The sequence below is a fragment of the Niallia sp. FSL W8-0177 genome (genome assembly GCF_038006285.1).
Lineage (GTDB): Bacteria > Bacillota > Bacilli > Bacillales > Cytobacillaceae > Niallia > Niallia circulans_A.
Window position 1 is genome coordinate 2277545 of sequence record NZ_JBBOUX010000001.1, and the last position, 24648, is coordinate 2302192.

Below are 24648 nucleotides of genomic sequence, written 5' to 3' on the forward strand. Positions count from 1 at the left end.
ATGATTATCGAACTATATTGCAAAAAAACACCCTAGATTACAATGAATCTAGGAAACCAGGTAAATACTTCTCAAACGTGTCCAAATTTAATTTAACATACTTATTTCGAGTTTCTTTACGAGTTGATGTTAGTCCCGCCTCTCTTAGAGTTTTAAAATGGTATGAAGCTGTTGATTTTGTAATATTAATTTTTTCACCTACCTCTCCACAACTTAATTCTGTTTTTTGATCTCTAAGAATCCGGATAATTTCTAGTCGGGATTCATCAGCCAAAGCCTTAAATATTTGTACTTTAATTTGATCTTTATTTTTTTGTTCGATAATCATAAAACTATCATACATTTTATTGAAAAATATAGCAAGTTTGGTAAACTTACTAGTATACTATTATCACAAAATATAGCCTTTATTTCATTAAGATTTCAATACATCATTGATACGCAGGAGTTATTAGAAGAACTCAATAGTCATATGGCTTTTTAACCACTTGCATAGCTTGCAGAAATTGAAGTACCCCCTGTTATCGTAAATACAATAGAGCTACCTTGCCCCTTCAAAAAAAGTAAATATACACATTCATATTAAAATTTCTTTACATCCCCGCGAAGGTTTGATATGGTAAATACCATTAAAATGCCACAAACAAATACATGCGATGAAGAGAAGAGTACAATCATGCAATTCTTCAAAGAGAGCTCCTGTTGGTGGAAAGGAGTAAGAATAATGGTTGGAAGCAAGCCTCTGAGCTGCACATCGGATCCATATGGGTGATGGTGTGACAGATGCTCCTGTTATCGAGCTAGGGTATATGTATGTTCTTCATACCGTACCTACAAAGGACAATATGGTAACATATTGTCAAACTGGGGTGGCACCACGGCGCGCAGCAACTCGTCCTCAAGACTAAATCTTGGGGGTGAGTTTTTTTATTATCCAATTTTGCATTTTAAGGAGGAAATAAATTGCGTATAAACAAGTTAGTGAAGTCGTGGAAATACCCTTCTATCTTATTATCAAGCATTGGTATTTCCAGTATTGGAGAATGGGTCTATTTTATAGCGCTAAATTTAATCGTTCTTGATAGGATGGGGGTACTTGCTGTTTCGGGGTTATATATACTTAGGGCTCTATCTGCATTTTTTACAAACTTTTGGTCCGGTAGTTTAATAGACCGATTGAATAAAAAACATTTGATGGTTTTGCTGAACATATTCCAAGCAGTGTTCATTGCCTTATTGCCTTCCCTATCATCTCTTTCTGCCATTTATACAATCGTTTTTTTTATTAATGTAGCTAGTTCCATGTATGAACAAACGTCAGTACCGTACATTACCAAGTTAATTCCTCCAGATCAAAGAAAAAGGTTTAATTCACTTCGAAGCTTAATTGATTCTGGAGCATTTGTGATAGGACCTGCCATTGCGGGAATGCTATTTATGATTGGTACACCTAATTTTGCCATCTATAGTAATGCAATAGCTCTTTTCATTTCAGCTCTTATCACACTTATTCTGCCAAATATTGAAAGAAATGATTTTATTGAAACAGAAGATAAAAAAATATCTTTAAAGATTTTAAGACAAGATTGGAGTTTAGTTGTAGATTTTAGCCGGAACCATCTCTATATTATCATTATTTATTTACTCTTTAGTACAATAATGGTTTTAGCAACTGCAGTAGATTCACTGGAAGCAGCGTTTTCAAGAGAAGTACTTCTATTGTCAGAGAGAGATTATGGATTTCTCGTGAGTATTGCTGGTGCGGGGATAATTGTTGGCGCACTAGTTAATATCATAATTGTTAAAAAGGTTGCTACCTCTTGGCTGATTGGACTTGGATCCTTGATGGTATCAGTCGGGTATATGATTTATGCATTTTCCGCTAATTTTTTGATAGCGGCAATTGGTTTTTTTGTTCTTTCCTTTTCGATGGCTTTTCTCAACACAGGATTTAACACATTTTATCAAAAGAATATTCCCGTACATGTAATGGGAAGGGTTGGCAGTGTGTACAGATGCATTGAAGCCTTTTTTATCATTATTTCGACCATACTTTTTGGGATAATGGCTGAAATGATTTCCATTAAGTCTGTTATCATATTAGGAAGCATCATAATGTTTGCAGTAACGATTATATTATTTATCTTTAATACACGGCCTTCGAAAGCTGCGTTTTATATGGAGGAATAATATTGAATACATATACTGGTTAGTGCTTTTCTTTATAATTAGATCTTGAATATAGCAAAAATACAAAAGTCCTTGAGAATGGGATTACTCTCAAGGACTTTTGCCAGCAAACTAAACTAATTTTTTATTAGGAATACGAGTAATTCTTTTTGTCTGCATTTCCAGCATTATTGTATTCAACATTAGTTAAGGACAGCCAAATGAAAGAAACATGAGATAATACAGCTAAAATAATAAATACAATCTTTTTCCATGTTTCTATGTCTCTCAATAATTAGTATTATCTTCGTTTTATTATACCCTTTTGGATCATAAGCTCCCTTTATAAGCAAGTATCTATGTTCAAGATCTTAAAGCCGAACTATATCAAAAGTGTTTCTGCAGCTTTGATTTAGAGAACAAATACATTGTCATACCAAATAACATTCCACCTAAAAGCCAGATTAATACGTTCCACCACTCAAGGTTTAATTCACCTGTTGACAAATACGGAAATACATATTCCATCAAAATTAACATACTTAAGCCCCATTGAATGCCAGCTAGGAATGACGATTTTTTCAATTGCTTTTTCTTTTCTTCGTACTCTTCTATAGAAGCACAATCCGTTTCATCAAGCTGCTTTTTTCTTATTTTTATAAGTGTCAAAATTGCATAAATCATATTAACAATGAAAAGCGAAGGAGTTGCAAATGAAAGTGTATGATGAATTGTGTCGATAATGAGACTAATAATCATTAATAGTGTAGTCAAATACCACAGCATAATTCCAGAAAAGGCTAATTCTTTATGGATTTCATAGAGCTGGTATTCATCTCGATCATCATAAACCCCTATAAAACGATTAAGTATCTTATTCCTCATTAGTATTATCCTCCCAAAATAGTGTATTAAGGTCTGTGTTAAGCTCCTTGGCTAAGGAAATACATAAAGACAAAGAGGGATTATATTTATCATTCTCAATTAAATTAATGGTCTGTCTTGCTACACCTACTTTCTTAGCGAGTTCAATTTGGGTTAAACTGCAATGTTTCCTATACTCTTTGACCCTGTTCAAGTTAGACATCCTTTCACGAAGACCTATAAGTACATTATATATGACATTTTGATAAAATGTCAATTATACATGACATTTTTTCATAGACTAGTTATCCCAACTAAAAAGAGAGTGGGACATAACAAAATAATTAATGGATAAAGACGAACAATCTCTAAATTAGTAGGGAAACCAATTCGTTCCATTACGCTACAGACACTCCCTTTCCGCGGGGAGCAACCTAAGCCTCCTCGGCTTCAAGCCTGTGGGGTCTTAGGCTTTGCTCTACTTCCCGCAGGAGTTGAGTGTCCTCCGCTCCATTTCACTCCGTTTTTAAAGATTATTTAGTTCCAGCATTTTTTTCAAAAGAAAATAAAACGGAGCAGACTGAATACACGGAGACTCCTATGGGAGCTGCGAGAAAGTCCAAGACCCCGCAGGAACGTAGTGACGAGGAGGCTTGGCGCTCGCCCCATGGAAAGCGCAGTGTATTCAGTCTGCGTGCGATTACCACAAAACTTCTTTCTTAAAATAAATAAAAAAACCAAACAATTATACGAATTTTTTTTAGTGTGTACGTATAATTGTTCGGAATCAAATTTAATTGAAATACTTATGTCCCAGTCTCTTTATTTCTTTTTATTTTACAAACTTGCTCCATTTTCTACACAATAAACAGCTTAAGAACCACATTAATAACTGGAACTTTTGAAAAAAGCAAGCCGCAATCAATTAATTTGTTATCAAGAGATTTAAAACTATAACTTTATCAAATTTAATCAAGTTATTCTCTCATTCCTTTCATTAGGTCTAATCTTGTTGCCCATAGTGCGGGAATTAAGACGGCTCCTAAACCAATCAAAGTTGATAATAAAAATAATCCCAACAGAAGTTTTGGTAATACTGCAAATGTATTGGCATCCAAGCCTTGAATGAAGCAATATGCCGATAAAGTAGATAATCCAATCGCTAATACACCAGCTGTTGTTGTTAGTAATGCGCCTTCCATTAGTAATAATGAAAGTAACCTCTTCTTAGTACTCCCCAATACTCGCAACATACTAAGTTCTTTCAGTCTTTCCTTAATACTGCTGGCAGTACTGTTCATTAACCCAATAACAGTAAATATAATCATCATGGCTACTGCCAAGTAAAGAAGGAATACTCGTTGAAGGAACTGCTGCTCCAACTCTGCCAACTCTTCAGCACGGCTATAGAGAATTGTATTGGAATATGCAGGATCCTGTAATAAGGATTGAATCAACTTAACTTTTTCTTTCTTATCTCCATGCAGAATGTTCATTTCTACCTGATAAAGTGTGTCAATCCCAAACATTGCTTTCATATTTTCTCTAGTTGTAAAAAAATGATAGTCAGCATCCCCAATATGCTCGGTATCAGTAATAATTCCTTCTACTACAAACTCTTTTTCATCTAACTCATTAAAATCCTCTGAATTTATCAACAAGGAAAAATTTTTATATTGATTCTAGCTAACTTCTAAATTCCCTTCTACATCAACCACAATTGTGTGATGTTGCGAGGTGATAATTTCCAGAGGGAATACAGCTGAAATTTTATTAGAGAAAAACCATTCTCTTCCTGGTTTATTAAGGATTAAGAAGATGCCTTTTGATTTATTTCCCATAAAGTTGATGGATGTTAGATCTAAAGGTTGATTATCCCGTTCATTAATTCCCACTTCCATCAATCTTTTCCCTGCGGCTGCTACATCACTGACCGTTACCCCTATCTCGCTGATGTTTATGACACTTTCACTAGAAAAAGGAGCCTCATCTTGTTCGGAAATAGAGTTCCTTGAAATAAACTCTACTATATTTCCAGAAGGATCATAAAAATAGAGAGAATGAGCCTGGAAATTGGAAAAATACACTTCATCTTCTCCCTCATCATTAACATTTAATGCAACCCTTTCTTTTACCCATGACTTTGCTTCTGCAAATTTATTAGCAAAAATGTTAAAAGCAAAGTGGTAATATGGATTACCCAATACATTTTCTGATGTAAATTTCAATTTGCTTGAACCCGCTTTAATGCAAAAGCTATGACTATCTTCCTTAATCAATGGAAATCCAAGAGTCTCTACATAAAAACTCTTCATTTCTTTGATATTATTCGTTTGCAGAGTTAGCAGTTTTACTTCCATTATCTATATCCCCACTTTCGTTAATATTTCTAATACTCCGTTAATTCTAATATATATCATCCTTAGTAGTCTAAAGTATTGCTTACACTTCAATAAAAATTAGAGAGTCTCCTCTAATTTCTTAATATTTGAGTGGGAAATTAAATACACCTCACCTAAAATGTCCACTTTATCTTCCTTTACTCGTACAGCACAATCTTTATTCGATGCATAAATGTCAATTTCCTCTGATAAAGGAGATAGTTCTTTTTGAACCAATGCAAGGTTATTTTCTAGGTCAAAATGAGACAGAATCGAAAAATTGCCAAGACTAATTCCATCATATACAGTGCTTATTTCCACTTCATAGCCAAAATGTTTTGAGCATAACCATTTTGCGGACATATTGATTGCACCAGCGCTTGCCCCCATTACAACAGCCTTGCTTTTTCGAATCAAATCAAACAGTTCATATTCCTGCAAAAAACTATTTAGGTTAAGTGTATCTCCACCCAACAAGAATATAACGGAAGCATTTTCGATTAGAGCATGTGCATCTTTTTTCGGAATACTATAATTAATTTTACATTATATTTTGAGGACATAGCCAAAAGGATAAAGATTTTTAAATACGCTATTACTATACGATATTCCTTTGAACACATAAGAAAGGGTTGTGCTACAACCTCTAGATCAAGTTCTAAATCTATCATTCTTTCATTTCTTTTGAATAAAAAAACCGAACTATTATACGAAATTCCCACTAACATTTCCGTATAATAGTTCGGGTTTATATTTGCTTACATACCTATTCGAATACTAAATGAAAAGAACTGCTATACATTTTTAAGCAATTCTCTATGAAATTTTATATTTTAAATTGCTTTATCTTATCTTGTAAATCGGAAGCTAATTGTGCTAATGATGTAGAAGAAGCTGCTATTTCTTGCATGGATGCAACCTGTTCTTCGGTTGCAGCAGATACATTTTCTGTACTTGCTGCTGCTTCACTTGCCATCGAATTCACTTCCAAAATCGAACCATTGATTGTATTCGTATGTTCTTTTAATTGATCAAGCGATTGACTTACTTCCTCTACTAATATAACTAGTTCTTGTACAGAATGTTCGATTCTATGGAATGATTCTCCTGCATCTTGGACAATTGTTATTCCTGCATCTACATCATTTGCAGCAGTTGTCATCGATAAGGAAGTATTCTTAGAATCAATTTGAATTTGGCTGATGAGACCAGTAATTTGCTCAGCCGATCCAGCAGTTTGTTCCGCTAATTTCCTTACCTCATCCGCTACTACGGCAAAACCTTTTCCTTGTTCTCCAGCTCTTGCCGCTTCAATGGCTGCATTTAATGCTAATAGATTGGTTTGGGAAGAAATGTCCGATATTACCATGGTAATATCTCCTATTTGATTTATTCTATTTTCTAATGTAGCTATTGATTCAGCAAGCGTCACCACATTATTATTAATGGATTTCATTTGTGTCGTAACTTCTGAAATACGTTTTGCACCCTCAAGCGATACATCCGCTGTTTGCTCTGCTGTTTCTGCCACTTTTTTTGCACGCACTGTTATATGTCCAGTCGCTTCATTTACATTACGGATACCAACTGAGCTTGATTCCATCAATCCCATTTGTGTTTCAGACCCTTCTGCAAGCTGCTGGATTGTTTCAGAAATATGTTCACTTGCTTTGCTGCTTTCTTCTGAACTGGAACTCAATTGCTCCGATGATGAAGCGAGATGATGGGACGTTTCCGATAACATTTCAATAAGCCCCCTCATACCATCCGCCATCCTATTATAGCTATCGGATAGAGAACCTACTTCATCCTTTGCCTTATAACTTGATCTTGCAGAGAAATCTCCTTGTCCTCCTCTTTCCATTAAAATCTGTAGACGTTTAATTGGGCTAACAATCATTGCGGAAATATAGAGACCTAATAATACAGCAAGTACAACAGCAACAAATATAACTCCCCAAGAAATATATATCATTTTCATATAATACTTGTTATTTTCATTTGATATCTGTTCTGCATTTTCCTCATTTGCTGTTTGGAGTTCATCCAATTGGCTATTAATAATATTTCTCTTCGATTCAAGATTTTTCGTATAAAGATTATAGGCTGAGTCATTTAAATTATTGTTTGCTAATGATATCACTTCATCTTGAAGACTTCTAAAGCCTGTATAGGCATCTTTAAAAATTTTATATTCATCCGCTTCTTTTTTGGAAAGCGAAATAGCATCTAACTTTTTGACATATTTATCCGATTCTTCCGAATTCTTTTTAATAGTCTCTAATAACTCTTCATTTCTCTTTTTATCCTTTGTTATCATTAGCTCTATAACTAAGCTATCGGTAGTGCGGCGATAGTTTTGGATCTTTGCTATGTAAGTATTAGGTAATAGATTTTCTTCATACATTTCTTTGGAACTTTTCGCCATCTCTTTTATTCCATACATTCCAAATAATCCGATCAGCACCAGTCCAATAGTACTAAACATAATGATAATCAATATTTTTTTAGAAATATTGATATTTTGTAAAAATTTCATTAAAACTACCTCTTTTCATTGATCTAATCCTTATATCATATCGACAAGTATCGACAATACTTTAGCCTAAAAAATAAAAATATTTATTGCTGTTTAAGAAAATCAGATAAAATATAGGAAGATAGACTCAAAGAAAACACAAAAAGCGAATTTTGCTACAATCTATCATTACAGACAGTTTGTTTAGCAAAATTCGCTTCTTTTTTTACCAGTGTTCTTTAATAAACACATCTCTTCCTGACTTTTCTCTATCCTCTTTATAATGCTGCTTATTCTTCTTATGATAATCTTGATGATAGTCCTCTGCTGGATAGAAGATAGCTGCTGGTTCAATTAATGTAACAATGGGCTTGCTAAATTTCCCGCTTGCCGCCATAGCTTGTTTTGATTTCTCTGCAAGTTCTTTTTGCTTATCATTATGATAAAAAATAGCTGTTCGATACTGTGGCCCACGATCATGAAATTGGCCATCTGGATCTGTCGGATCAATTTGCTGCCAATATAACTCTAATAAACGTTCATATGGAAAGACTTCAGGATCATATGTGATTTCCACTACTTCAAAATGTCCTGTCGTTCCAGTTTTCACCTGTTCATAAGTTGGATTTGCCACATGTCCCCCGCTATAACCTGAAACAATACCACCAATACCTGGCTGTTCTTCAAACGGGGATACCATGCACCAAAAACATCCACCTGCAAAAGTTGCTTTTTCCATTTTATCTCATCTCCCTATAGGTTCGACCTTATCATTTATTTTATCAAAAATTAGTGATAATCCTTTTATTAGATAAAAATTAGTATATAATACTTTGAACAAAGATACTATTTTTTAAACTTAAGAAAGAGATACTACTATCGTCATACTACATCTAACAATGCTTCATTTAACCTCTTCCTTTATTATTTAAAGACCCATTCACTTCAGAAAAAACGCTAATCAAACTTAAAATGGACTGTTTATAGTGTTTAGGCTATCTTTGTTTCCAAGTCTTTTTTAAACTTGAATATTGAAATAAAGAAAAAAGAAGTAGTAACACACCTAAAAAGATAAAGATGTAAGAGCTTGGTAGTATGAGACTTAATCCAATAAACATGCCTCCGACTGCCATACCAGAATAACGAATGAAATTAAACAAACCTAAAGCAGCACCACGGTTTTCATTATATTCATTACTGATAACTGTTGAAAATAAGGGAGAAGCAAACCCTACTGTTATCCCATACATAAATAATAGAATACTTAACCCTATGATTGATTTCGTATGAAGTAAACCAAAAATTATAATGAGCAGAGGCATCAAAAAAAGAACAATCGTAAACAGTTTTCTCCACGATATTCTTATCTGCACTTTTTTGAAGAGCATACTCCCTAAAATCATACTTACTGTTAAAGGTAAATATAATAACCCGATATTTTGCAAGGATATATGATAATGGTCGTTGAGTAGTATCGGTAAAAATACGATAATAGCGAAGTAAATGAAAAAGATAAAAAAACTTACTGTTATCGTTATAAAACCTACTTGGTTGGAAAAGATAGCCCGATAGGTTTGAATAAAGTTTGGTGATATTCTCTGACTATATACTTTTTCACCACTATCAGGAAGTGTATATATAATAAACAGCAGCAAGACGATCGCAACAATAAAAAGAAATAGGAAAATCCCTGGATAACCAAAATGTTCTCCTAATATTCCTCCTAATATTGGGGCAACAGCGGGAGCAAGGGTGAGCAATATTTGATACGTACCCATGGCACTCCCTCTTTTCTCCCCTTCAAATAAGTGTGAAATCATATTTATTGCCACTAAAGGGACAATCCCTGCACCGATTGCTTGAACAATCCGAAAAATCATAAAGAGTATAAAATTGGTTACAAACGAACAGGCAATCGTTGAAATAGCAATGAAAATAAAACTAAGCATTAATAAACGTTTTTGATTTTTCGTATCTATCATAGTCCCTAAAATAATTTGAATCAGTGCTATGATAAAAATAAAACTACTAACAGTAAAATTCACCCAGCTGATAGAAACATTAAAGGAATCTCGAATAAGCGGAATCACCGGTGTATAAATATTTTGATTTAAAGAAACGAAAAAACTACTAATACTCAACAAATATAAAGATAACATTTTCGTTTGAGACATTTTTCGAGACATACATATTCTCCTTTTTAGACTTATTGAGACTTTATACTTTCCGTTATAGCATTTAAAAAGCGAATAATGATCTCTAATTCAGCTGGTTTAAATTCATTCAAAATACGCAAATAACGTTCCCTTGCCTGTTTATGTAGTTGTGCATGGATAAGAGCAAGCATTTCTCCTGATTTTGTTAGTAAGTAGTAAATTTCTTTTTTGTTATCTTCATCTTGTACCTTTTCTAAGATATGATGCTCTAATAATTTCCTGACAGCTTTTGTAATCGCTGGTTTAGATACATTTAAACTTTCAGATAATGTAGTATTATTTGCTCTTCCACTTTCTTTAATAGTTGCCACGATGTGTAATTGAGTCAGTGTCCAATCCGATATAATTGATTCTTCTTGGCTTATTTTCATCTGTTTTCTTATTTTATCAACAGCTTCTCTTTCCTTGATGAATTGTTCTAAAGCCTCTAGTGCTTCTGTGTTTTTGTCCATTTAAATCACCTCATCTTTTTTTGTTAACCAGTTAATTATTTGTAGTTTATATTAAGATTTTATCATAGTCAATATAAAATACATATTTCACAAAAAATAATTAACTGGTTAATATTTTTCTAGATTTACTGAAAACTCCATCGTGAACTGCTAGCTTATTTTGTGATACACCAGATTCTAATCGTTTTTCTTCTAATACTTATCCCAAAGAGTTGATTCATTTGTATTTTCCTTAAATCACACGCCAATCTTCTAAAACATAAAAATAGACACTTTGTTTTAAAGTGCCTCAGTTTGTAGACAAAAAGATATTTGTGAAGTAGAATTGCATTTTTATGCGTTGCTTGGAGTGGAGGGGGTGAGACTCCTGTGGGATTAGCGAGACAGTCTGAGACCCTGCAGGCTGAAAGCCGAAGCGGCTCAGCGCGAGCCCCACGGAAAGCGAACCCCCGGAGTGGAAAGTAACCCCCTGATTCAAAGAGGTTAATAAATATTCTTTAGTTAAACTTCTATTTCCAAAAATACAGGAGTTTGTCTACAGTCTGAGACACTTTGTTTTAAAGTGCCTATCTATTCCGTATTTAATTTTCACAATGGAAGGATTTTTCCTTTTCTAGATTATTTCAACATATCAAGATTCGTCCATAAGTAGTAAAATAGTAGTTATATTACTTTTTCCTTGAAAGGTATTAGTACATTCAGTGTTTATACGGATAATCTGATTTTTTCACTTTTTATTATTAAAAGAAAAACTACTCATTAATAAGGAAAGATAAGATGAATACATTACTCATAAAAAAAATGATTCAAAAATCACTTAATCAATATCATTTGGAACCCGATTCACTCTCTCTTCATGATTATGAACGCTTAGCAGTCCATATTATCGCTTTAAAAAAACAACATCCTGTCCATGACCTTTATGATCTAGTTCAAGATGTTGTTTATAGTTATATTACGAATTCACTTTAGCTCATTCTATTTTTTATTTAAAATCCCGCCAACAAGCTTGTCTGCAATTCCCGGAAATAGATTATAAAGAACACTTCCCCAGTTCATCCACACAGGTAAATTTAACTCACGTTTTGGATGTAGCATTAATTTTATTATTTTATCAGCCACTGTATCAGCTGAAAGCATAAATTTCTGCACATTTTTTACATAATTCCCCGTTTTGTCGGCTATATGAAAAAAATTTGTCTCGATTGGTCCTGGATTTACAGCAGAGATTTTTATATTTGAATTAGCCACTTCCATTCGAAGACTATTTGTAAATCCTAGAACAGCGTGTTTTGTCGCTGCATAGGCACTTGATTTAGCAGTAGCTAGTTTTCCTGCTTGGGAGGCGACATTAATGATATGGCCTTCATTATTTTTTAGCATCGAAGGTAATACCTCTTTGGTACAAGCAATAAGCCCCATTACATTTACTTGAAACAATCGATTAATGTCTTCCATTTTTGCTTCATGAACCATATCGAAGATACCAAATCCAGCATTATTAATTAATATATCAATAAATTCAACTTCTTGATATATCTTTGCAAAGACTTTCTTTACTTGCTCCAAATTGCTTACATCTAAAGTAAAATAAAGAGCTTGTCCGGGAAACTGATTATTTATTTTCTTGCAAATAGCAGCGAGCTTATCTTCTGAACGAGCCAGAAGGATAGGACGAGCCCCCAAATGAGCAGCTTTTATAGCAATTTTCTCTCCTATGCCAGACGAAGCACCTGTAATTACTATGTTCTTTCCGTTTAATTCCTTCATTATCCACCTCAAAAAGCACATGCATCATGTAAAAATGCCTTATTCTTATTTCCTAAATAATCATCAATAGATTGATATATTATATCGATTAAATCCAACTTTTCTCTTTCTTGGCCTTGATGTTTCCCTTCTCATTTTCACATAGAAAATTTAAAATAACAACTGAGCGCTTCACTCATCTTTTTTAAACAAACAAAATAACGTCTCCTATTTTTAGGAATTCCTTTCATCTCCAATGCACCTGAATAAACAAGGTAGCGAATCCAATATTCAAGAAAATCGGGATCCGTATAAAGATACTTTTCCTCTATCTCTCCATATAAGCTGACTAGTCCTGATATAATCTGTTTTTTCCTTATTCCCTTGAAGATTAACAGCTAATCTACCTGCAATATATTGGGATGCGACAAGATGAATAGCTTTTTTATGTTTCACGGTCTTTTCTTCTGTTGTTTGTTATCGCTTTGTTGATGCACGTAACTATTTCGTTTAAACTTTCTTCATCCAAAAATAATCCAAGACCTTGCACTGCTTCACTATTTTCATGTTCAAAGCTTTGAAACTCTTGTCTATTTTTAATATTATAAAGAGGAGAATGCTTAGTTTTTTTTAGTCATCTAATGTAATGTATGTGTGTGACTCTAATTTGTAACAATAGATGAGATTATCATCTATCAAGAAATATAGATAAGAACCATTTATTCTATTCTCCATTGCGAATCCTTTTTTTGTAAAATTCTAAATTTAATTATACAATCAACGGACTAATTTTCCCACTATTCTATTTTTCTATTGACAGACAAGCCTTTTTTCTTGCATAATCAAATAAATTTATCATAGGAATGCGATGATTAAGATTAGTAAATGACAATGGCTTGCTAGAGAGTGAAGTTCTATGGCTGCAAAACTTCATCAAGATTCATTTCATTGAACCTACTTAGGAGTTGTTAGGCAAACCTAAACGTAAACCGTCGTTACCGGAAAAGAGTTGTATAATCACACACGTGTGCTGATTATAGTTAAACTAAGGTGGTACCGCGGAAAAAACCTTTCGTCCTTTCATTATGACGAGAGGTTTTCTTATTTCCATACAACGTTTTTATAGGAGGAATAAAAATGAAAAAAATTGCTATCATTGGTGCTGGTTCTATGAGCGAAGCGTTAATTTCGGGGATTGTTTCTAGTAAGTTGCAGGAGAGTACAGAAATTACCGTCACAAACCGCGGTAATACAGAAAGACTCATTGAATTACAGAATCGCTATGGTGTTAAATACTCTTTCGATTTAGAAAGATTAGTTGGAGAAGCTGATGCCATTATTCTCGCGATGAAACCGAAAGATGTAAAAGAAGCTACTGTACAATGGAAAAATTATATCACAAAAGAAACGCTGCTCATTTCCGTGCTTGCTGGCGTAAATATGGACAGTCTGCAACGGCTAATCGGACTGGAAGTTCCCATTGCACGTGCTATGCCCAATACTTCTGCAACAGTTGGAAAATCAGCAACAGGTATTGCCTTCAACTCCTTTGTAGAAGAAGCACAAAAAACATTCGTCCTGGACATGTTTGAAACAGTTGGATTAGTTACATTTGTTCAAGAAGAACAATTAGATGCCATAACCGGTCTTTCTGGAAGCGGTCCAGCTTATATCTATTATTTAGTGGAAGCGATGGAAAAAGGAGCTGTAAAAATCGGACTAAATCGGGAAGTAGCTAATGAGTTGATTGTACAAACAATCCTTGGTGCAGCGGAAATGATCGCATCGTCCTCCAAGAGTGCACTTGAGCTTCGCAAGAATGTAACTAGTCCTGGTGGCACAACAGAAGCAGGCATTAACATTCTTGAGCAATATGATGTACAGAAGGCCTTCATTTCGTGTATGGAAGAGGCAACAGCCCAATCCAAAAGGATGGGAAAAGCACTTACAGAAGAACTAAAACTGTCCAAATAACATTATTTAAATATAGAAAGGATGTTGCCGCTTTTTTGACAACATCCTTTTACTTATATCTCGTATTCTGAAAAATCTTCTGCTATATATGTATTGGGAAAGATAGTTCTTGCTTCCTGCAATAATTGTTCTGTTAATGCATAATCATATCTGGCACTAATATGTGTAAGAATGAGACAGTCTACATTTGCCTTTTTAGCTGTTTTGGCAGCTTGTGCCGTTGTAGAATGATAATATTCCGTTGCGATGGAACTTTCTTTTTCGGAGAAGGTTGCTTCATGAACCAATATTTTAGCCTCTTTCGCCAAAATCTCAGCAGAAGCACAGGTTCTTGTATCTCCTAAAATAGTGATAATTCTCCCTTTAATATTCGGGCCAAGAAAGGTTTGGCTACCTACAACCGTACCGTCATCAAGGACGAGGTCTTCCCCCTCTTTAATTTTTTTATAAATAGGGCCAGGCATTATTCCATATTGCTTTAATTTATCTGTATCTAATTTTCCAGGTCGGTCCTTTTCTATAATCCGATAGCCATAACTTGTAACACCATGCTCAAGTATTTTTGCTTCCACGATAAAATCTTGTTCTTCCAAAATAATGCCTTCATCGATTTCTACAATATTTAGCGCATACTTTAAAAAAGTTTTGCTGACAGCAAGGCTAACTTGTACATACTCCTTAATTCCTTTCGGCCCATATATCGTTAGTGGTGTCTCTCCCCCTTGGAAAGACCGACTGGCGAGAAAACCTGGTAAACCATATAGATGGTCTCCATGCAAATGGGTAATAAAAATTTTATCAATTCTTCTTGGTTTAATATTGGTATGTAAAATTTGATGCTGCGTTGCTTCGCCACAATCAAACAGCCAAATACTTCCCTTCTCTTCTAAAAGCTTTAAAGCAATCGCTGTAACATTTCTTGCTTTTGCTGGAATACCTGCCCCAGTTCCTAAAAATTGCAACTTCATAATAAGCTTACTAATCCCCTTTCGTTTTCTTTCTTGTCATGAATCCTTTGTATAAATAAAAGCGTATCATTAAATACTAAAATAGAATAGATGTATTAAGTATACTTTACAGCTGCCTGTTTATCCAAATACGTAAATCTTTTAACTAGTAACTTTTGCTAATATATTGTAATATCATGTTGGATGAATGAAAAATTTCTGCTGTAAATACAAATAGTAAAAATATTTGCAAAAATTACAAACAAATTTGTTGCTATCTCCTTAAGAAAAAGATAAAATTTTATAACTGTATAGGTACATGTATTATTTAAGTGAAAATGCACCTATGTAAAACAGCAATTTAATAATTTTCATACATATATAAATGAAATGAGGTACTAGAAAGTGAATGAAAAACAAACATCAAATGCACTTATTATGATCTTCGGGGCAACAGGAGATTTAGCGAATAGAAAACTTTTCCCCTCTCTTTATCGATTGTATAAAAAAGGTAAATTAGCAAATTTTGCGGTTGTAGGTGTCGGGAGAAGAACATTAACACAAGAACAGTTTAAACAAAATGTTGTTAATTCTGTTTCTGAAGCAATTGCAAGTTCTAAAAATGATGATCTTGAGACATTCGCTTCTTATTTCTGCTATCATTCACATGATGTTACAGATTCAAGTTCTTATGTTGAGCTTAAAAACATAGCTGATGAATTAGATGTAAAACATAGCTTAAATGGTAATCGTGTATTCTACTTAGCAATGGCACCTGAATTCTTTGGTCCTATCGCCATTCATTTAAAGCAGGATGGACTAACAGAAGTAAAAGGGTACAAACGTCTAATTATCGAAAAACCATTTGGTCATGATTTAGAATCGGCCAAAGAACTGAATGAACAAATTCGTACTGCTTTTTCTGAAGATGAAGTTTACCGAATTGACCACTATTTAGGAAAAGCGATGGTTCAAAATATCGAAACAATCCGTTTTTCCAATGCAATTTTTGAAAATCTATGGAATAACCGCTATATCAGTAACATTCAGATTACTTCAAGTGAAGTATTAGGCGTGGAAGAACGTGGAAGATATTATGAAACAAGCGGGGCACTTCGCGATATGGTTCAAAACCATATGCTGCAAATGGTTGCACTACTTGCAATGGAACCGCCAATTAAACTTACACCAGATGAGATTCGCTCAGAAAAAGTGAAAGTTTTCCGTGCCATGCGTTCTGTTGAAGTAGATGAAGTTGATAAATACTTTGTAAGAGGACAATATGGAAAAGGACTTGTGGAAGATGTTGAGGTACCGAGCTACCGCGAAGAACAAATGGTAGACCCTAACTCCAACACAGAAACTTTTGTCGCTGGAAAAGTAATGATTGATAACTTCCGTTGGGCTGGTGTACCATTCTATATCCGTACTGGTAAAAGATTAGAAAGTAAATCAACAAAAATAGTGGTACAATTTAAAGATATTCCAATGAATTTATATAATCGTCCAAATCAAGAAATCACTCCAAATCTTCTTGTTATTCACATTCAGCCAGAAGAAGGAATTACTTTACATTTAAACGCCAAAAAAGCAGGACAAAATATGGAAGCAACACCAATCAAGCTAAGCTATGCTAATACTGGTATTGCAGGAATCAATACGCCAGAAGCATATGAAAAGCTAATTGACGATAGCTTGCATGGAGACGCTACTAACTTTACTCATTGGGATGAAGTGGCATTATCTTGGAGCTATGTCGATAAAATTTCCCAAGCTTGGGAACAAACACCTGCTACTCAATTCCCTAATTATGCTTCTGGTACAATGGGACCAAAAGAAGCTGATGAATTATTAGAAAAAGATGGTTTCTTCTGGTGGCCAGTTAATCAATTTGAAGTAGATGTTTGCTAACTCACACTTCAAGTGACTCTCTAAAAAAACGTGAATCTTATTGTATTCACGTTTTTTCTTTCCCTAAATTATGATTTCAGTCTAAGGAGTTTCTCATGAAAAAAATCAAATTAATCCTATCTGTCATTCTCGTATTCCTTTTATATAATCTACTCGTCTTCTACTTAGGATGGAATGGTTATGTATGGCTTGATTCCTTAAATCTATTAACCTATCCATCCATTTATATTGGAGCAGTTATTCTTTTCTCTTATTCATATATTGTCAGCCATTTCCTTAAGTCCATTACCATATTTAAAGTACTTGGTGCGTACTGGCTTGCTATTTTTGAATATGGTATCATACTGTTTCCATTAGCTAATTTAGGATGGCTTTTATTAAACCTATCTATTCCGTCAGAAGATGCAACAAAAATAGTAGGAAGTGCTGCCGCGGTAATTCTTCTGTTTTTACTTATTTACGGAACATTTAACGCTTATTCTCCTGTTATTAGAACCTATAAACTCACAGTAGACAAAAAACAAGCGAAAAGAGACTCTCTGAGGATCGCTATGGCTTCTGATATGCACTTTGGTACTTTATCTGGGAAAAGTCATCTAAACCGCCTTGTAACGAAAATAAACGGTTTAGAGCCAGATTTAATCTTGCTGCCCGGGGATATCATTGATGACGATCCCATTCCTTTTTTGAAAAAGGATATGGGAGAACAATTAAAACAATTACAAGCTCCTTTAGGTATTTTTGGGGTATTAGGTAATCATGAATATTACGGCAAAATGATTCCAACTTTTCTAGAAGAAATGAACCGAATTGGTATTCGCATCTTAATGGACGAAAAAGTAACTATCGATGAAACCATTCGATTAATTGGTCGTAAAGATAAAACGGACCAAGAAAGACTTTCCATTCCTAGCCTTCTTGAAAGTGAAAGTAACCATTTACCAATTCTGATGATGGATCACCAGCCAGATGAACTGGAAGCAGCAATGAATGATGGAATTGATATCATTCTATCTGGACATACCCATCGCGGGCAAATGGCACCAAACCATCTAATTACCAAACGAGTTTTTGAGTTGGACTGGGGCTATAAGAAAAAGAAGCAGCTTCATGCAATAGTTTCCTCTGGATTTGGATTTTGGGGACCGCCCATTAGAATTGGCAGCAGATCGGAAATTGTTTATATTGATATAACTTTTAAAGAGTAGGTTGTTTTTAATACATTTATTTTTGTGAAAAAGTAATTTGCTAGATTAATGTGCTGCTTGTTATAGCAGCATATTTTTTTGTCTTCTCGTTGTAATTTGTTTGTAGATTTTTGTAGTTGTTTAAACTCTTTGGATACGTAAAATTTATGTATGAAGGTCACTTTACTGCCTTTTTCTTTTTTGGTTGGTTCTAAAATGGCTGATGAACGCCTTTTTTCTACTTTTCTCTCTTCATTGTGGTTTTCATTCATCTTATGAACACCTCTTTTCCTCTGCTCTCTCTTCATTGTGGTTTTCATTCACCTTATGAACACCTCTTTTCCTCTGCTCTCTCTTCATTGTGGTTTTCATTCACCTTATGAACACCTCTTTTCTTCCTCCTTTTCTTATTTTTGGCTTTCATTCACCTTGTGAACACCTCTTTTCCTCTGCTCTCTCTTCATTGTGGTTTTCATTCACCTTATGAACACCTCTTTTCTTCCTCCTTCTCTTATTTTTGGCTTTCATCCATCTTGTGAACACCTCTTTTCCTCTGCTCTCTCTTATTTTTGGTGTTCATCCATCTCATGAACACCACCTTCTCCTTCAAAAAAAAGCACACTACATATAAAATCGTAGTGTGCTTTTTATCGCCATTCTTATTTTTCCATCCAGTTTGTATGGAAGATTCCTTCTTTGTCAAGACGCTCATATGTGTGAGCACCGAAGTAGTCACGTTGCGCTTGTAGTAAATTTGCTGGTAAAGTTGCTGTACGGTAGCTATCAAAGTATGATAATGCTGCTGCAAAGCTTGGTACAGGAATACCGTTTAAGACAGCTCCAGAAATTACTTCACGTAATGCTGATTGGTAGTTTTCAGTAATTTCACTGAAGTATGGATCCAATAGAAGGTTCTTCAATTCTGGATCACGATCATATGCATCTTTAATTTTTTGTAAGAATTGAGCGCGAATAATACAACCACCGCGGAAAATCATTGCGATTTCGCCATAGTTTAAGTTCCAATCGTATTCTTCTGACGCTTCTCTCATTTGCGCAAAACCTTGGGCATAAGAAACAATTTTGCTTAAGTATAGAGCTTTACGAACTGATTCGATAAATGCTGCTTTATCACCTGTGAAAGGTTTAATTTCTGGGCCAGAAAGTACTTTGCTTGCTTTTACACGTTCGTCCTTCATTGCAGAAATGAAACGAGCAAATACGGATTCTGTAATCATTGGAAGTGGTACACCTAAGTCTAGAGCACTTTGGCTTGTCCATTTACCAGTTCCTTTTTGACCAGCAGTATCTAAGATTAGATCTACTAAAGGTTTACCAGTCTCTTCGTCAACTTTAGTAAAGATATCTGCAGTGATTTCAATTAGGTAGCTGTCTAGCTCCCCTTTATTCCACTCTGCAAATACTTCATGAAGTTCTTGCGCTTCTAAGCCTAAAACATGCTTCATGATGAAGTATGCTTCACAGATTAATTGCATATCTCCATATTCGATTCCGTTATGCACCATTTTTACATAGTGGCCGGCACCGTCTGGACCGATATAAGTTGTACAAGGCTCATCGTTAACTTTTGCAGAAATATCTCGGAAAATCGGAGCAACTAATTCATATGCTTCTTTTTGGCCACCAGGCATAATAGAAGGTCCTTTTAATGCTCCTTCTTCACCGCCAGAAACACCTGTACCGATGAAGTGAATACCAAGTTCACTAAGCTCTTTATTACGTCTTTGTGTATCTTTAAAGAATGTGTTACCGCCATCGATGACAATATCGCCTTTATCTAATAAAGGTTTTAATTGCTCGATTGTTGCGTCTGTAGCTGGACCAGCTTTAACCATTAACATGATTTTACGTGGAACTTCTAAAGATTGTACAAATTCTTCTAATGTATATGTTCCAACAATATTCTTGCCTTCTGATTCTTTAAGCATTTCTTCTGTTTTTTCTTTTGAACGGTTGAAAACGGAAACAGTATAGCCTCTGCTTTCGATATTCATAGCAAGGTTTTTACCCATAACCGCTAAACCGATTACACCAAATTGCTGTTTTGTCATTTTTCCTAACGTCCCTTCTAAACTATGTATCCTTATAGTAGAATTCACTTAACTTTAGCAAGATTTTTTAAGTTATGCAACTAAAATGCAACTACTTTTCTTGATTATTTAAAAAAATTTTTTTTGTCACAAATAACTTAACTAAAATTTCTTTCCTTGCAAAAAATCTTTATTAAAACTAGTTTTGGTACCAATGTCTTCTTCTTTTTTCGAAATATTATTTCTTTCTGATGCTGGTTCAATAATAGAAGCGCCATATTTTTCTTTCAGCCTATCTATTGCTGTCCATAATGGTTCTTTCGCTGCTTCTTTTTCAAAGGAAAAGAGATCAAGTTGTTTTACTACAATATTATTGTCGATTAAATCTCCTGCTGTTATACCTAATAAACGAACAGGATTTCCATCCCATGCTGTCGTAAAAATCTCTTTGCTCTGCTGAAATATCTCTTCCTCTGATTTAATTGGATTTGCTAATTTTTTGCTCTTGGAATAGTTTTTTCTGTTCCCATAGCGAATGGTTACAGATAGATGATTAGCATGTACATGTTTTCTTTTCATTCTTGTAGCCACTTTATTCGCTAAAGATGCCAATACTTGGAATAAATCCTGCTGATTCTTTATATCGCGCGGCAATGTTGTTGAATTGCCAATACTTTTAAATTCATTGGCAGCTTCTGGATCAACTGGTCGATTATCTTCTCCATTGGCTTTCTCCTTTAAACGAATTCCATTGATGCCAAGTGTTGCTTTTAAAAGAATAGACTGCGCCATTGCTAAATCTTTTATAGTTTCTATGCCAATTGCTCTTAGTTTTTCCCCTGTTTTTTTTCCTATACCATGCATTTCTTCTACTTGCATCGGCCAAAGTATTTTAGGAATATCGCGTTTTCTTAAAATCGTGATTCCCATTGGTTTTTTTAAATCAGAAGCTGTTTTGGCAAGAAATTTATTAGGGGCAATCCCGATACTGCATGGTAAGTCTAACCGTTCAAAAATTCGTTTCTGAATCGTTCTTGCAATATATATCGGTGTTCCTAACTCATGGCAATGCGTAATATCTACATATCCCTCATCAATGGAAACAGGCTCAACAATATCGGAAAATTCGTGAAGAATTTGAAACATCGCAAGAGATGCCGTTCGATAACGATCAAAATTTGGAGGCAAAACAATTAAATCCGGACATTTTTTCTTCGCTTCCCATAAAGGCATGGTTGTTTTTACACCAAATTTTCTTGCTTCATAGCTGCAAGTGACAATAATACCTCTGCGCTCTTTTTCATTTCCTGCAATTGCCAATGGCTTCCCCTTTAACTGTGGATCATAAGCCATTTCAACAGATGCATAAAAACTATTCATATCTACGTGTAAAATAACTCGTCCTTTTTTTGGATAAAATTCTTTCATTTTGCTTTCACCAATTCTTTAAGATCATTTATAGTCACTTCTATTCCTCTGCTTTTAGCGCAAACCTTACTGCTTACGCAGGCTGATTTTTCATATAGTCTTTAATTTCTTTTACACCTTCAAGTGTTTCTAGTAAAATAGTTGGATCAAGCATTAATACCAAACGATTTTCTAAATTAAGAACACCTGTTATATATTCTGTTTTCTGATAAGCGGAAATGCCCACTTCTTTTATTACTTCGTCTTTTATATCAAGAATTTCTTTTGCATCATTTACAATCATTGCAAACGAAATATCTTCTGTTCGTGCAACAATTAATTTATTATTTTCATTTTCCTCTGTTTTTTGATTATATAAAACCATCTGTAAATCAATAACAGGGATAAGCTCGTCTCTTACTTTTCTTATTCCTCTGACAAAGGATGGCAATTGAGGAACAGGGGTAATCTGCTCTTCCTTTTCAATTGATATGACATAAGAAACATCTACGGAATATTCTCCGTTTGCCACTTTAAATATAACAACCTTCTTTTCTTCCATTTATATTCCCCCCAAAGATTCTATTTTACAGTAGTATTTACCTATACAATATTTTCCTCTGTTTTCTAGATAAATGCAAGTAAAAATAGAAACATTTGTTTGATTTATACTAAAAAGAGTGCTTCCCTAAAAAGGAAACACCCACAACTCCATCATATAATTATTGACCTGTTACTTCATCTATTATAGCAAGTACCATTTCAGCTAATTTATTTAATTCTTCGATTGGCATTTTTTCATTAGTTGTATGAATCTCTTCATAACCTACCGCTAAGTTAACCGTTGGGATACCAAAACCACAGATAACGTTGGCATCACTTCCGCCACCGCTTTGTTGTAGTTCGCAGCTTCTGCCGATTTTCGCTGCCGCTTTTTTCGCTACTTCTACAACATGGTCACCTTCTCCAAATTTAAAGCCTGGATACATAACATCCACTTCGACAATTGCCTGTCCACCCATTTCACTAGCTGCCGATTCAAATGCTTCCTTCATTTTCGCTACTTGTGCAAGCATTTTATCTTCTACTAATGAACGTGCTTCTGCAAGGATATCTACATGGTCGCAAACGATATTTGTTTGTTTACCACCAGCAAAACTGCCAATATTAGCTGTTGTTTCTTTATCGATACGACCTAAAGGCATTTTTGCGATCGCTTTTGACGCAATAGTAATAGCAGAAACTCCTTTTTCGGGTGCTACGCCAGCATGAGCCGTTTTTCCTAGAATCGTTGCTTTAACTTTTGCTTGTGTCGGTGCTGCCACAACGATATTTCCTACTTTCCCATCACTATCTAGTGCATACCCATATTTTGCTTGGATTAATTTTGGATCAAGTGCTTTTGCACCTAATAATCCAGATTCTTCTCCAACTGTAATGATAAATTGGATCGTTCCATGAGGAATATTATTTTCTTTGATTACTGTAAGTATTTCAAGCATAACAGATAGACCAGTTTTATCATCTGCGCCGAGTATTGTTGTGCCATCTGTTACTATGTATCCATCTTTAATGGATGGTTTTACGCCAACGCCTGGTACTACTGTATCCATATGTGAGGTAAAGTAAATAGGATCCACGTTCTCTTTCGTTGCAGGAAGCGTACAAATTAAATTTCCTGCACCATGACCAGTAATAGCTGTAGTATCATCTTCTATCACTTCTAAGCCTAATTCTTCAAATTTCTTTTTTAGTACGATACTGATTTCTTTTTCATATTTTGTTTCCGAATCAATTTGTACCAGTTCTAAAAACTGATTTAATAAACGTTCTTGATTGATCATTTTTCGTTCCTCCAAAAATTAGTGACATTATTAGTATACGCCTATAAAAAAAGAACATCAAATAAAAATAACAAGAGAGGAATCTCATTTTTTCTTATAAATACCGAAAAATTCCCACAAGCAAATATTCCATCTATTTATAGTTGTACCATTCTGTTATTCTTAGTAAAATAGACAATAAGAATGGTTAAGACATGGAGGATACTATGAAGAAAAAGAAAAATAGATTACAAAAGATTGTTGTATATTTAATGATCTTTGTTATGCTTGCATCTACCCTGTTGATTGGAATTGGAATGTTATTTTAATTTAAAATTAAGAAAGCGAAGAAGGATAAAACTTCTTCGCTTTTATTCAATCGCCCCATATTCCTTCGCTAGCTCTGGAAAACTTTTATCTGAATTGGTAATCAACACTTTTGTTCCTAAAGGAATGAAATCATAAATGGATTCCACTGCCTCATTTTGCATGCGTACACAGCCTTGTGACACGTATTTCCCGATACTTCCTGGATTATTTGTGCCATGAATCCCATACATTCTTCCATCTGTATTATTTGCATCAAAACCAATCCATCGTGTCCCTAATGGATTTTCCTCATCTCCTCCCATAATATCTTTTTTTCGATAATAGGGATTTGTGGCTTTAACTGTTATCGTAAATAAACCCTCTGGCGTTAAATCTTCTTTTTTTCCGGTCGAAACACTTATTGTTGTCTGCACTCGATTTTCGTCTATCAAGGTTAATTGATTCGTTTTTTTATTAATAATTAGAAAAGGATCTCCTGGTAATGGATTTATCCCCAACGGCCATACGGGGGAGATTGTTAAGAGAATAGACAAAACTAGTTTCAACATCCAATCACACTCTCTTTTTTTCCTTAGTTTGTGTGATTGTTGTATCTTTATGCGGAATAGAAAGTCCATTTTATCAAAAAGAAACAGGTTTCTTCATCTAATTGACAAAGAAACCTGTTTA

At 34.5% G+C, this 24648-nt stretch carries 24 protein-coding genes, 1 pseudogene and 2 other annotated features; of the genes and pseudogenes, 6 read left to right on the forward strand and 19 right to left on the reverse strand.

The annotated features are described in order from the left end of the window. Positions 1-37: 37 nt before the first annotated feature. Positions 38-343 carry an ArsR/SmtB family transcription factor gene (locus NST77_RS11295; RefSeq protein WP_095334221.1) on the reverse strand — a complete coding sequence of 102 codons (306 nt, stop codon included), beginning with the start codon at positions 341-343 and terminating at the stop codon, positions 38-40. A 304-nt stretch (positions 344-647) separates the two neighbouring features. Beyond that, positions 648-903: a binding site (T-box leader), on the forward strand. Between the two features lie 66 nt (positions 904-969). Here NST77_RS11295 and NST77_RS11300 point away from each other — a divergent pair. Beyond that, entirely contained in the window at positions 970-2190 is a 1221-nt protein-coding gene (locus NST77_RS11300) for an MFS transporter (protein WP_171510329.1), read from the forward strand. Between the two features lie 366 nt (positions 2191-2556). Here NST77_RS11300 and NST77_RS11305 read toward each other — a convergent pair whose 3' ends face one another. The 9 genes and pseudogenes from NST77_RS11305 to NST77_RS11345 form a co-directional block, all read right to left on the reverse strand. Then, positions 2557-3054, reverse strand: a complete 498-nt coding sequence (locus NST77_RS11305; RefSeq protein ID WP_095334224.1) for a DUF3278 domain-containing protein — start codon at positions 3052-3054, stop codon at positions 2557-2559. Next, entirely contained in the window at positions 3044-3247 is a 204-nt protein-coding gene (locus tag NST77_RS11310; RefSeq protein WP_163188100.1) for a helix-turn-helix transcriptional regulator, read from the reverse strand. Before NST77_RS11310 ends, NST77_RS11305 begins: the two co-directional genes overlap by 11 nt. Positions 3248-4010: 763 nt before the next feature. After that, positions 4011-4694, reverse strand: coding sequence for an ABC transporter permease (locus NST77_RS11315; RefSeq protein ID WP_341122977.1), 684 nt, complete (start codon positions 4692-4694; stop codon positions 4011-4013). 21 nt (positions 4695-4715) lie between these two features. Beyond that, complete coding sequence (locus NST77_RS11320; protein WP_095332920.1) at positions 4716-5393, reverse strand: VOC family protein; 678 nt, start codon at positions 5391-5393, stop codon at positions 4716-4718. 99 nt (positions 5394-5492) lie between these two features. Further along, positions 5493-5954 (reverse strand): annotated as a pseudogene (locus tag NST77_RS11325) (Type 1 glutamine amidotransferase-like domain-containing protein); the annotation flags it as partial. 286 nt (positions 5955-6240) lie between these two features. After that, positions 6241-7953: a methyl-accepting chemotaxis protein gene (locus NST77_RS11330; RefSeq protein WP_341122978.1), complete on the reverse strand. Its 1713-nt coding sequence runs from the start codon at positions 7951-7953 to the stop codon at positions 6241-6243. Positions 7954-8158: 205 nt separating this feature from the next. Beyond that, positions 8159-8671 carry a peptide-methionine (S)-S-oxide reductase MsrA gene (msrA, locus tag NST77_RS11335; RefSeq protein WP_163188098.1) on the reverse strand — a complete coding sequence of 171 codons (513 nt, stop codon included), beginning with the start codon at positions 8669-8671 and terminating at the stop codon, positions 8159-8161. Between the two features lie 256 nt (positions 8672-8927). Next, entirely contained in the window at positions 8928-10106 is a 1179-nt protein-coding gene (locus tag NST77_RS11340; protein WP_341122979.1) for an MFS transporter, read from the reverse strand. 32 nt (positions 10107-10138) lie between these two features. Continuing rightward, positions 10139-10600 (reverse strand): MarR family transcriptional regulator, encoded by a 462-nt coding sequence (locus tag NST77_RS11345; RefSeq protein ID WP_123257890.1) that lies wholly within the window; start codon positions 10598-10600, stop codon positions 10139-10141. A gap of 777 nt (positions 10601-11377) precedes the next feature. Here NST77_RS11345 and NST77_RS11350 point away from each other — a divergent pair. After that, a complete protein-coding gene (locus tag NST77_RS11350) occupies positions 11378-11572 on the forward strand; it encodes a YqzH family protein (protein ID WP_095332911.1) in 195 nt (64 codons plus the stop codon). Positions 11573-11578: 6 nt separating this feature from the next. Here NST77_RS11350 and NST77_RS11355 read toward each other — a convergent pair whose 3' ends face one another. Further along, on the reverse strand, positions 11579-12373 hold the full coding sequence (locus NST77_RS11355; RefSeq protein WP_371000274.1) for an SDR family NAD(P)-dependent oxidoreductase: 795 nt from the start codon (positions 12371-12373) through the stop codon (positions 11579-11581). A gap of 267 nt (positions 12374-12640) precedes the next feature. Next, on the reverse strand, positions 12641-12805 hold the full coding sequence (locus NST77_RS11360; protein WP_341122980.1) for a hypothetical protein: 165 nt from the start codon (positions 12803-12805) through the stop codon (positions 12641-12643). Between the two features lie 403 nt (positions 12806-13208). Further along, positions 13209-13432: a binding site (T-box leader), on the forward strand. Positions 13433-13486: 54 nt separating this feature from the next. Between NST77_RS11360 and proC the strand changes: the two genes are divergently transcribed. Continuing rightward, positions 13487-14323, forward strand: a complete 837-nt coding sequence (gene proC, locus NST77_RS11365) for a pyrroline-5-carboxylate reductase (protein ID WP_163188613.1) — start codon at positions 13487-13489, stop codon at positions 14321-14323. 53 nt (positions 14324-14376) lie between these two features. On the opposite strand, the gene rnz is transcribed toward proC, so the two are convergent. Beyond that, entirely contained in the window at positions 14377-15291 is a 915-nt protein-coding gene (gene rnz / locus NST77_RS11370) for a ribonuclease Z (protein ID WP_123257893.1), read from the reverse strand. Between the two features lie 417 nt (positions 15292-15708). Between rnz and zwf the strand changes: the two genes are divergently transcribed. Then, positions 15709-17181: a glucose-6-phosphate dehydrogenase gene (gene zwf / locus NST77_RS11375; RefSeq protein WP_047941354.1), complete on the forward strand. Its 1473-nt coding sequence runs from the start codon at positions 15709-15711 to the stop codon at positions 17179-17181. A gap of 95 nt (positions 17182-17276) precedes the next feature. Further along, the gene (locus NST77_RS11380; RefSeq protein WP_095332900.1) at positions 17277-18389 is read left to right on the forward strand and encodes a metallophosphoesterase; all 1113 of its coding nucleotides are present in this window, start codon (positions 17277-17279) and stop codon (positions 18387-18389) included. Here the strand turns inward: NST77_RS11380 and NST77_RS11385 are convergent. The 5 genes from NST77_RS11385 to NST77_RS11405 all read right to left on the reverse strand — a co-directional run bounded on the left by NST77_RS11385 (position 18362) and on the right by NST77_RS11405 (position 23670). After that, positions 18362-18688: a hypothetical protein gene (locus tag NST77_RS11385; RefSeq protein WP_341122981.1), complete on the reverse strand. Its 327-nt coding sequence runs from the start codon at positions 18686-18688 to the stop codon at positions 18362-18364. The two genes, NST77_RS11380 and NST77_RS11385, sit on opposite strands and share 28 nt — an antisense overlap. A 339-nt stretch (positions 18689-19027) precedes the next feature. Then, positions 19028-20440, reverse strand: a complete 1413-nt coding sequence (gene gndA, locus NST77_RS11390; RefSeq protein ID WP_047941097.1) for an NADP-dependent phosphogluconate dehydrogenase — start codon at positions 20438-20440, stop codon at positions 19028-19030. A 141-nt stretch (positions 20441-20581) separates the two neighbouring features. Next, complete coding sequence (locus NST77_RS11395; protein ID WP_163186085.1) at positions 20582-21847, reverse strand: DNA polymerase IV; 1266 nt, start codon at positions 21845-21847, stop codon at positions 20582-20584. 73 nt (positions 21848-21920) lie between these two features. Beyond that, positions 21921-22388 carry a chemotaxis protein CheW gene (locus tag NST77_RS11400; RefSeq protein WP_047941099.1) on the reverse strand — a complete coding sequence of 156 codons (468 nt, stop codon included), beginning with the start codon at positions 22386-22388 and terminating at the stop codon, positions 21921-21923. 160 nt (positions 22389-22548) lie between these two features. Then, entirely contained in the window at positions 22549-23670 is a 1122-nt protein-coding gene (locus tag NST77_RS11405) for a tripeptidase T (RefSeq protein WP_123257895.1), read from the reverse strand. 194 nt (positions 23671-23864) lie between these two features. Here NST77_RS11405 and prli42 point away from each other — a divergent pair, with 194 nt between their 5' ends. After that, positions 23865-23978, forward strand: coding sequence for a stressosome-associated protein Prli42 (prli42, locus tag NST77_RS11410; protein ID WP_235973367.1), 114 nt, complete (start codon positions 23865-23867; stop codon positions 23976-23978). A gap of 42 nt (positions 23979-24020) precedes the next feature. Here prli42 and NST77_RS11415 read toward each other — a convergent pair whose 3' ends face one another. Further along, a complete protein-coding gene (locus NST77_RS11415; RefSeq protein WP_095332889.1) occupies positions 24021-24527 on the reverse strand; it encodes a L,D-transpeptidase in 507 nt (168 codons plus the stop codon). Between the last annotated feature and the right edge of the window lie 121 nt (positions 24528-24648).